Origin of the sequence: Umezawaea sp. (assembly GCF_036375055.1) — a bacterium.
GTDB lineage: Bacteria > Actinomycetota > Actinomycetes > Mycobacteriales > Pseudonocardiaceae > Umezawaea.
The window spans coordinates 39,868-50,050 of the sequence record NZ_DASUSQ010000156.1; the positions used below are offsets into that span (position 1 = coordinate 39,868).

At 71.9% G+C, this 10,183-nt stretch carries 6 protein-coding genes; all 6 read right to left on the reverse strand.

The window, feature by feature from the left end; translation table 11 throughout:
• Nucleotides 1-205: 205 nt before the first annotated feature.
• Nucleotides 206-4,513, reverse strand: coding sequence for an FxSxx-COOH system tetratricopeptide repeat protein (gene fxsT, locus VFZ92_RS37750; RefSeq protein WP_330882058.1), 4,308 nt, complete (start codon nt 4,511-4,513; stop codon nt 206-208).
• Complete coding sequence (locus tag VFZ92_RS37755) at nt 4,510-5,553, reverse strand: MoxR family ATPase (RefSeq protein ID WP_330882059.1); 1,044 nt, start codon at nt 5,551-5,553, stop codon at nt 4,510-4,512. Before VFZ92_RS37755 ends, fxsT begins: the two co-directional genes overlap by 4 nt.
• Nucleotides 5,550-7,031 carry an effector-associated domain 2-containing protein gene (locus VFZ92_RS37760; RefSeq protein WP_330882060.1) on the reverse strand — a complete coding sequence of 494 codons (1,482 nt, stop codon included), beginning with the start codon at nt 7,029-7,031 and terminating at the stop codon, nt 5,550-5,552. Before VFZ92_RS37760 ends, VFZ92_RS37755 begins: the two co-directional genes overlap by 4 nt.
• 53 nt (nt 7,032-7,084) lie before the next feature.
• Entirely contained in the window at nt 7,085-7,978 is an 894-nt protein-coding gene (locus tag VFZ92_RS37765; protein ID WP_330882062.1) for an effector-associated domain 2-containing protein, read from the reverse strand.
• A 268-nt stretch (nt 7,979-8,246) separates the two neighbouring features.
• Nucleotides 8,247-9,569 carry an NlpC/P60 family protein gene (locus VFZ92_RS37770; protein WP_414720107.1) on the reverse strand — a complete coding sequence of 441 codons (1,323 nt, stop codon included), beginning with the start codon at nt 9,567-9,569 and terminating at the stop codon, nt 8,247-8,249.
• A gap of 176 nt (nt 9,570-9,745) precedes the next feature.
• A partial coding sequence (locus VFZ92_RS37775) for an AMP-binding enzyme (protein ID WP_414720106.1) occupies nt 9,746-10,183 on the reverse strand: 438 nt, incomplete at its 5' end.

Genomic DNA, 10,183 nt, shown 5'->3' on the forward strand with positions numbered 1-10,183 from the left:
CGATCCTCCTCGCAATGGCGACGACACGACTTCATCATGCATGAGATCGAGCGCCGGGGTCAGCGCCACTAGACGTAAAGCACACCGAATGACGAGAACGGACTCACCCCGGCGGCACCGGGCGAGTCCGTTCTCCGCAATTCTCGTACTTCGGCCGCTGCTCCGATTCGGTTGACCGGAAGGCGACCGAATGGAACACGACGGGTTAGATCTGCATAGGATCGATGTCGCAGTCGGCCCGCACGTTGTGCATCGCACCCATCGTCGCCGGGTGGTTCGGACCCAGCACCCGCTGGAAACGGGAGACCGTCTCGGCCTGGATCTCGTCGGCGCGGTCGTCGTCGCCGAGACCGCGCAGGTCCAGCGCGATGTTGGCGTCCAGCGCGAGGGTCGACGGGTGGTCGCGGCCGAGCACCAGCTCCGACCGCTCCCGCGCGGCGACGTCCATGTCGTACGCGGTCCGGTAGTCGCGCAGGGCGTGGTGGTCGCTCGCGAGGTTCGTCGCGCAGACCAGCGTGAAGAAGTGGTTGGGCGTCAGCACGTGCTCGAACCGCGCGAACGCGCGCTCGTTCAGCTCCCTGGCCTTCTCCGGCTCCCCCAGGTTGCGCAGGGTCACCGCGAGGTTCGTCGCGCCCGCCAGGGCGAACGGGTGGTCCTCGCCCATCGCGTCCCGGTACAGGCCCCAGATCTTCTCGCCGAGCTGCCTGGCGCCCTTCAGGTCCTTGGTCTGGCGCAGCGACACGGAGTGGTTCATGCCCGCGGACATCGCGTCGGGGTGCCGGGCGCCGTACCGGTCGAGCAGCCCCCGGTAGGACTCCTCCGACAGCGCGCGGCCACCCTCGTGGTCACCGGCCTTGCGGCTGGCCACGGACAGGTTCTTGATGGCGGACAGCGTCAGGCTGTTGTGGCTGCCGATGATGTCCCGGAACCGGCGGACGGTGTTCTCCTGGAAGCGGCAGGCCCCGTTGTAGTCACCGCACTCGCGCAGGTCGACGGACAGGTTGTCGAGCGTCAGCAGGGTGAACCGGTGGTCCTCCCCGAGCGCGATGGCCCGCTTGCGCCACGTGTCGTCGTCGAGTTCCCTCGCCGCCTGGAGGTCGCCGGTCAGGCGCATGCTCAACGCGTAGTTGTTCGCCGCCCGCAGCGTCTCCGGGTCGTCCTCGCCGAACGCGGCGCGCGCCCGCAGGTAGGTGTCCTCGTTGAGCAGCCGCGCCGTCTGGAACTCGCCGCGCGCCCGCAGGTCGGACGCGACGCCGTGCGCGGTGAGCAGGGTTTCCTCGTGGTCGTCGCCGAGCGTGGCCCGCAGCCGGTCGAGGGTGTTCTCCGCGATGCGGCCGGACTCGGCGTAGCGGCCGACCGCCCGCAGTGCCCGCCCGTGCCACCGGCTCGCGATCAGCGTGTCCAGGTGGTCCGGCGGCAGCTGCACCTTCCACTTCTCGACCATCTCCGACGCCAGCACGCGGGCCCGCTCCGGGTCGCCCCAGGAGAACAGGAAGTTCGCGATGTTGATGGCGAGCTTGCGCCCCCACGGGTCGTCGCACTCGATCAGCCGCGTGGCGCGCACGTGCGGCAGCAGCTCCTGGTAGCGCGGCCAGTGGCTGACGTCCTCCGGTTGGTTCGGGTCGCCGTTGGCCAGCAGCAGGTGCGCGACGTGGCGCATCTGCCGCAGCTCCTCCGGGTTCATCTGGCTGCGCAGCACGGTCTGGACCAGCCGGTGCAGCTGGAGGGTGTCGTTGCGGTGGTCGATCGTGGCGAGGCTGTACCGGTTGATCGCCCGGATCGCCCGCCCCAGCAGCACCGGGTCGCGCAGCGCGTCGGCCAGCTCCTGCGGGAACGGCAGGTTGCGGACGCCCGCGAGGAGCTTGCGCGCGATCGGCTCCGGGGCGAAGAAGGAGCAGACCCGCAGCAGCTGCAACGCGGCGGGGTGCTGCTCGCGCAGGCGGTCGAGCGACACGTCCCACGCCGCGGCCACCGTCAGCGGGTAGTCGGAGGGCTGCGGGTCGAGGCTCAGCAGCTCGGCCCGCTTGTCCTCGAAGAGCTGGACGTACTCGTCCGCGGACATGCCGGTCTCGGCGCTCCACGCGGCGGCCTGGTCGACCGCGAGCGGCAGGTCGCCGAGCACCTCGGCGAGCCGCTCGGCGTCGGCGTCCGGGAGGGCGGGGTTGCGGCGCTGGAGCAGCTTGCGGCTCTCCTCGCGGGTGAACACGTCCACCGACAGCGAGGACGCCACGCTCGCCCAGCTCGCGTTCCGCGAGGTGATCAGGACGTGGCCCGCGCCGTGCGGGAAGTACCTGCGGACCTCCTCCGGCGAGTCGGCGTTGTCGAAGATCAGCAGCCAGCGGCGGTACGGGTCGCCGAGGCGCAGGGCCTCCAGCACCGCGGGCACCGCCGTGTCGGCCGCGGGCTCGGCGCGCAGCTTGAGCTTGGCGCACAGGTTCACGTACGCGGCCTGGATCTGGTCGACGTCCTCGGCGGAGATCCACCAGATCAGGTCGTAGTCGGCCATGTGGCGGTGCACGAACTCGACCGCCACCTGGGACTTGCCGATGCCGCCGAGGCCGTGCAGGGCCTCCGGCAGGACCGCTGTGGTGTCGCCCTGGTTGAGCCGCCGGTGGAGGTCGTCGAGGAGTGCGGCGCGCCCCGTGAAGTTGACGTTGCGCAGCGGCACGCCGCCGAGCACGGCGGGCTGCTGCGCGGGACGTGCGTGCGGCAGCACCGCTGCTTCCCTGTTCGGGCTGAGCGCGGTCACGTCGTCTTCGCGGTGCGCATGAATTCGAGCCACCCCATCAGTTTTTCTCATCGCCTCAGGCGGCCACGCATGCGTGACCGCCGGCCGTCCGGCCGGCGCTGAACCTATCGGCTTTCGTCCATCTGACTCAAGCTCCGGCGCCCCCCAATTCCCCGATGCCCCCCTATTGGGCGATATTATGGCTTCGAGCGCGGTCGCCCGGCGCGCATACGGACCGGAGAGCGCGCGGAGCACCGTGTGCTGGAGTCTCAGAAACGGGAGAGCGGCACCGGAAAGGACCGGTATCGCGGCGGTGTCCGGTGCCCGCAGCACTTCGCGCAGATTGCCCACGGCCTCGACGCGGGGGCCGAGGAAATCCGCTACCAGCCGGAATACCGCCGACGTGTCCGACCGCGCTCCGCCCGCCAATAGCTCCGACCGCACACCGGGGTGGAAATCGTATTCGAGTACGCCCGTACTGATTCCGTTGGCCGAATGCGCGTACGGGCGGAGCAGGCCGCCGAGGAAGACCTCCGCGAGGTGCGCCGCCGTCGACGACGGCAGCAGCGCCTCCTGGACGACCCGCATCATCGGGACGGACAGGGGCGCCGCCGCGAGCAGCACGGCCAGGCGGAACGCGGTCGGGGTGGCGATCCGCCGGAAGCGGAGGATCCGCTCGACCGGGTCGGACGGCACCGCGGGCCCTGGGTCCGCGGGGGCGAGACCCGCGGGTCGGAGGGCGGGCAGCTCCACCTCTCCCGTCCCGCTCGCGGTCACCAGGTCCACCCAGCGGCCGAACCACCGGCCGTCGAGTTCGAGCACGGGCACCGGGATCACGCCCTCGTGGTCGTGGAGCACGGAGGCGTCGGTCGGCACGGCGACCCAGCGCGCGGACGGCAGCAGCGGCGCCGGGCTGCTCCACCTGGCCATGGCGGTGCGGATGACGGACCAGGACGGCCACATGCCCGACGGGAGCACCTGCACCACGGCCACCGGTCCGCTGCGGCCCCAGCCCGCGAGCAGGTCGTGCATCCCCCCGGTGCGCCAGCCCGCGCCGACGCCGTCGGTGAGCACGAGGATGATCCGGCGGCCGGTCGGGTCGGCCACCCTGGCGGGCGCCTGCGGCACCGCACCGGGCGACTGCCCGCGCAGGACGAGGGCGTCGTGCTCGCGGTCGGTGTCGAGGTGCACCACCCGCACGTCCCGGAACGCGCCCTGCCGCCGCAGCAGGTCGCGGAACTCGACCACCCCGCTGCGCCAGATCCGCATCGACGCGCTGTCGTCCACGACCAGGACGACGTCGAAGGGGTGCACCTGCGCGGGCCGCCGGGCGGGCAGCCACAGGCCCTCCTCGGCGGCGCGGACGGCGGTCGCCTCCTCGTCGAGGACCAGGTCCACCCGCGAGGGGACGGTGCGCGTCAGCGGCCGGAGCGCGCGGACCACACCGCGGGCGTCGGGCAGCTGCGACGGCCCCCGCCACCGGGCGGCCACCCGGCGGCTCGCCGACCGGAAGTGCGCGGGCTCGACGACGTCGACCGTCAGCTCACCCCGGCCGGGCACCCGGTCGACGGGTCCGCCGGTGGTCTCCGGGAGGGCCGGGTCCACCGGGTCGAACCCCGGCGGTTCCGGCGGCTCGGCCGGGGGCGCGGGTGGCCGCGCCCCCGGCGGGGGTGTGGGCGGCGCGTCCCTGGCGTTGCGGATCTGGGCGGCGAGCCACAGCGCGTCGGCCAACTCGTCCGGTCTGAGTTGGCCGGTGCCCAGGTGGTCGCGTCGCCCCCCGGTCATTCCACGCCCGCCACGCCCAGTTCGCGCCACAGGGAGTCGCACAGCCGCTGCCAGCTGTCGTCGACGGCGTAGGCGCCCGAGGTCGCCATGTAGATGGAGTTCAGCAGCTGGTCGGCGGCCAGTCCCCCGTCGCGGGCGCTGCGGTCGACGAAGGAGCGGATCAGCTCGGTCGCGTGCGTCAGCTCCACGCCGTGGAAGTGCGCCGCGACGATGTTGGCCAGCTGCTCGACCGTCGGCTCCGGCATCTCCAGGCGCAGGCACCGGCGCAGGAACGCGGGAGGGAACTCCCGCTCGCCGTTGCTGGTGACCACCACGACGGGGAAGGCGTTGCAGCGCACCAGTCCGCGGTGCACCACGGCGGAGCTGTCCTGGTCGGCGGTGAACACCCGGACGTCGGGCTGGCGGCCCGCGATCCGCAGCAGGGGCCGGATCCGGAACTCGCCGTCCTCGAACACGCTCAGCAGGTCGTTCGGCAGGTCGATGTCGGACTTGTCGAGCTCGTCGATCAGCAGCACCCTCGGCGAGGAGTACGGCAGCAGCGCCGTGCCCAGCGGTCCGAGGTGGACGAACTCCCCGATGTCCGGCTCCTGGTCGCGCTGCACCGCGGCGGCCTGCACGCGGCCGATGGCGTCGTACTCCCAGAGCCCGTCCTGGAGCGTGCTGCGGCTGCTGATGGGCCACCGCAGCACCGGACCGAGCTTCAGCTCCCTGGCGATCTTGTAGGCGAGGCTGGACTTCCCGGTGCCGGGCCGACCCGTGACGAGGAGCGGCCGACGCAGGTACAGGGCCGCGTTGACCATGGTGATCTCGTCGGTGGGCATGTCCTGCATCCGCACCACCGACGTGACGCCGAGCCTGCGCTCGTACTCCGTCCGCCCCCCGGTGAGGTCCACCGGTGTGACCGGGCCGCCGTCGAACGTCCGCCACGAGGGCGGTGGCGGCAGGACGGAGGTCGGATCGGCTTCCGCGCGGGGCCGGCCGGTGCCGCGGTAGATCCACCAGCGCGGGTCGCCGTCGCCGACCGGGTCCGTCTGGTTCATGGGGCGGGTACCTCCTTGCACGGCGCGGTGGGCAGCTCCACCGGCTCGACTGGTCGATCGGGGTCGTCCCACAGCAGCGACACGTGGCCGCCGATGCGCCCGGTGGACCGGACCGTGCCCGGCGCCCGCCCGCGCAGCAGCCTCACGCCCTCCGGCAGTTCGCCCAGCCCCTTGAGCAGCGGGCGGATCGCGGCGTCGAACGGGCGGCGGGACCCGTCGTCGCGGTGCCAGATCATCACCGGCAGGCCGCTGCGCAGGCCGATGACGACCTCGTCGACGGTCGTGGCGGGCGCGGGCGGCGGCGGGGCGCTCAGCACGAGCGACACCAGTTCCTCCCGCAGCACCAGCACCCGCTCCAGCGCGCCGAGGTCGCGGGCCTTCCCCGAGCACCAGTGCGTCATCGGCACGCCGTTGACCGAGTGGTCCCGGCTCGACCGCAGCCTCGCCCACCGCTGCCGCCACCTCCGGTGCCAGTGGTGGGTGCGGGCGCGCTCCAGGCTGCGCAGCACGACCTGGTAGCGCAGTCCGAGCGGTTGCGGCAGGTCGGTGCTCGCCTCCAGCTTCCACTGGTCGACGGGCAGGTTCAGCAGGTCGTGGGGCAGCAGGAACTCCACCCGGATGGAGTCCGCGTTCCGGGCCCAGTGCGCCTCGGCCTCCTCCACCAGGTCCGCCACCCGCGCCTCGATCTCCGCGAGGGAGCCCTTGAAGTCGTCGCCGCGCTGGGGGTACCAGCCGGTCGGGTGGCTCTGCCGCCAGTCGGTGAGCACGAAGGTGTCCCGGTCGAAGCCGTGCCGCTCGATCCGCAGCACCAGGCAGGCCTCGACGTCCACCTCTGGCGGGTCGACCTCGGCGTCGCGGCCGCGCAGGGACCTGAGCTGGTCCACCACGTCCAGCTTGCGCGCCAGCTGGTCGTTCCAGTCCCTGAGCTGGTCCGCGTGCGGTCCGTCCAGGCGCCTCGCCAGGTGCTCGACGAACACCACGAGCGGGGGAAGGCCGTCGGACCGGGCGTTGAGCTGCTCCAGGTGGGCGAGCGCGTCGGCCAGCTCCTCGGGTTCCACGGCGGGCTCGGCGGCGGCGGGACCGGCGGCGGTCCGGCACAGCTCGGCCACGGTCGTGCACGTGGTGTGGGAGAACAGGTCCAGCAGCCGTTCCCGTTCGCGGTGCGACAGCAGGTCGGCGGCGCGCATGTTCTCGAACACCTGGCAGGCCCGCCGCACCGTCGTGGACCGCGGATCCATCTGGTCCAGCACCTTGAGCAGCGTCACCAGCCCGTCCCGGTGCTGCCTGCACGCCAGCACGATGCTGAACAGGTGCATGCGCAGGGAGGGGAAGGCCTGCACCTGCGGGGTGAACCCGAGCTCGTCGGCGAGCAGGTCGAGGCACAGCATCCGGCCGTTGGGGTCGCGCAGGACGTGCACCTGCTCCAGCGCGTCGACGAGCACCCACAGCGACGCGTCCGGACCGGTCGGTGATCGCACCCCACACCCCTCCCTCGTCGGCTGGTCGTGACCCGGATGACCGGTCGCCGGATTCAGCGCGGCGGATCCGACGGCCAATTCCGGGACACCTCGACCAGACGGCGCACAGCGGGCGTATTCCCGTCGAAGGCGCTCAACACCTCGACGAGTTCCGCCAGACCTCCGTCGTACCGCAGACAGGTGCGCAGCAATGACACGACGTGCACCCGCGTGCGGGAATCGTGGGGGACCGAGGCGCTGATTTCCGGCCTCAACAGGTCGAGCACGGACTGCCTGCCCGCCACGTCGTTCACCACCGCGATGTCGAGCACCGCGTCGACCAGTTCGAAAATGTTTCCCGGCCGCGCCGCGCGATTCGTTTCCCGGCGCGGTGCCGCCCCGTTGCGGTCGGGCAGCCGCAGCCAGGCGGAGGTCTCCGTCCCCTTCACCGAGACCGGGATCCGGCGGTAGGAGGTGGGGTCGGCGGCCGGGTCGGCCAGGACCACCTCCTCGTAGAACCGCTCGGAGGCGATCAGCGCGAGCACGCCGCCGGACTCGGCCAGCGCCTCGCGGGCGGCCTGGGCGTCCAGCAGGCGGAAGGCGAGGTTGACCGCCTGGCTGACCACGCCGTTGCTGCTCAGGTGGATCTCACCGGCGTGCAGGACGACCCGCAGCCGCATCGTGGAGGACTCGGAGTGCACCGCGTTGTGCCTGCGCAGGGCCGCCGCGAGCCTGGTCGGCCACTGGTCGGCGAGGAGGATCTTCGGGAACTCGGGCGGGACGAGGACCATCGCGCCGTCGCCCCGGTCCTCCACCGAGCACCGCTCCAGGTCGAGCCCGGATTCGGCGAAGGTGCCGTCGAGCATCTCGTAAAGGGCGTGGTGCACGGTTTTCTGGTCCTCGGCGGTGCGCAGGGGATCGGTGAAGCCCGCGATGTCGACCAGGACGATCGCCCGGTGTAACGCCACGAAGCACCACCCCCACGAATTCACCCCAGGCGGGTGCACCGGACCACCTTAGCCGTGTTCGGGGCAGCCTAGGACGAAGTGCCGCTCGATTGTTCGACAATCGAGCGGCACTGGCAACGGTTCAGCCCTTCGGGCTATTCGGGAGGTGACCGGAACAGCACGTCGCCGCGACCGCGGGATAGTGGAAGACATCCGAATGGAGCATTCGGAATCCGCATCTTTGCGGAGTTCTTCGCCCTGAACGGGAATATCCGGAACGGGTGACCGATCAGAGCAGCCGGGTCGCGTACGGCATGATGCCGCCGTACCGGACCGGGGACACGCGGACGCTGGAGCCGGAGTACGGGGCCTCGATCATCATGCCGCCGCCGAGGTACAGGGCGACGTGGGTGCCGCCTCCGGGACCCCAGAACAGCATGTCGCCGCGCTGCGCCTGGTTGAGCGGGACCTTGCGGCCGGAGTTGTACTGGTAGCCGCTGTAGTGCGGGATGTACACGCCCGCGCCCGCGAAGGCGTACATCATCAGGCCGGAGCAGTCGAAGCCCACGCTGTAGTAGTCGCCGTAGGAGTCGCCGACGCCGCCGTCGCGGATGCCCACGGTGGGCCCGTTGTAGTTGCCGCCGCCCCACGAGTAGCGCGTGCCGATGTACGCCATGGCGCGGGAGATGGCGATCTCGACGCCGTCGCCGCTCGGGGCGGACTGGACGGGGCGCGGCCGCTGGGCGGGCTGGGCCTGGGCGGGGGCGTCGTCCTCCTCCTGCTGCGCGGCGGCGGACTCGGCGGCGCGGCGGGCGTTCTCGTCGTCCTCGCGCTGCTTGTTCGCGGCCCACTCGTCGTACTGGGCGCGCTGGGCGGTGAGGCCGTCGACCGCGCCGAGCGCCTCGGCGAGCTGCGCCTCGACGCCCGCCTTGCTGTCCCTGATCAGGGCGGCCTGGCCCGCCTGGTCCTGCTGGGCCTGGACGGCGACGGCCTGAGCCTCGTCGGCGGCCTTCTTGGCCTCGTCGGCGGCGGCCTGCTTCCGGTTCGCCTCGTCGAGCGCGGCGCGGGCGGCGGAGTCCTTGTTCGCCTTCTCCGTGCGGCTCAGCTCGATCTGCTCCATGGCGTTCAGGCTCGACCCGGACACCGCTTCGAGCAGCTGGGCGCGGGCTAGGAGGTCCTCGGGGCTGGTCGCGCCCAGGTACGCGCTGATCGAGCCGATGGTGCTGCCCTGCTGGTAGCTGGCGGCGGCGAACTCGTCCAGGTCGCGCCTGCCGTCCTCGACGGCCTTGCCCGCCGCGTCGGCCTCGACGCGGGCCGACTCGGCGTCGGCGAGGGCCTTCGCGGCCTCGGCCTGCGCCGCCTCCAGGTCGACCCTGGCCTTGTTGACCAGCTCCATCTTGCGCGAGACCTCGTCGGTCAGCTCTTGCAGGCGCGCCTCGGCCTGGGTCAGCTCACCGGTCAGCTCGCCGACCCTGGCGGCCTTCGCGTCGGCGTCCGCGCGCCCGGCGCTGATGTCCGAGTCGCTGGGGTTGGACGGTGGGGGTGGGGCCGCGGACCCCGGACCCGCCTGCGCGAGCGCCACGGCCACCGCCACCAGCGCGGAGACCGCCATCCGAGCGACCGCCCGTCGTGTGGACACGACGTCACCTCCCACCGTTCAGCCCGCCGGTACTGGGCCGAACGGCCTAGTACCGGTGCTTCCTGGCAGCGTGCCACCCCCACCCCGTTGTCGCCACCGGGCACACGTGCACCATCAACCACACGTGTCACGGGCACACCGGGGGTGGGTCAGTTCACCTTCCGGGTCAGCCCCTCCCAGTAGGGCTCGCGCAGCCGGAACTTCTGGATCTTGCCGGTGGCCGTGCGCGGGATGGCGTCGCGGAACTCGACCGACGTCGGCGCCTTGTACCCGGCGAGCCTGGCCTTGCAGTGGGCGATGATCTCCGCCTCGGTGACCGACGCGCCGTCCGCCACGACCACCAGCGCCTTGATCGTCTCGCCCCACTTCTCGTGCGGCACGCCGATCACCGCGGCCATGGCGACATCGGGATGCGAGGACAGCACATCCTCGACCTCGCGCGGGAAGATGTTGAAGCCGCCGGAGACGATCATGTCCTTCTTGCGGTCGAGGATGAACATGTAGCCGCGCTCGTCCTTGCGGGCGATGTCGCCGGTGTGCAGCCAGCCGCTTTCCAGCGTTTCCGCGGTCTGCTCCGGCCGCTTCCA

Bases quoted from the DNA above. Each gene is read 5' to 3' on its own strand.
- fxsT (WP_330882058.1), bottom strand. From the start codon at position 4,513: ATGACCGGGGGGCGACGCGACCACCTGGGCACCGGCCAACTCAGACCG.
- VFZ92_RS37755 (WP_330882059.1), bottom strand. From the start codon at position 5,553: ATGAACCAGACGGACCCGGTCGGCGACGGCGACCCGCGCTGGTGGATC.
- VFZ92_RS37770 (WP_414720107.1), bottom strand. From the start codon at position 9,569: ATGGCGGTCTCCGCGCTGGTGGCGGTGGCCGTGGCGCTCGCGCAGGCG.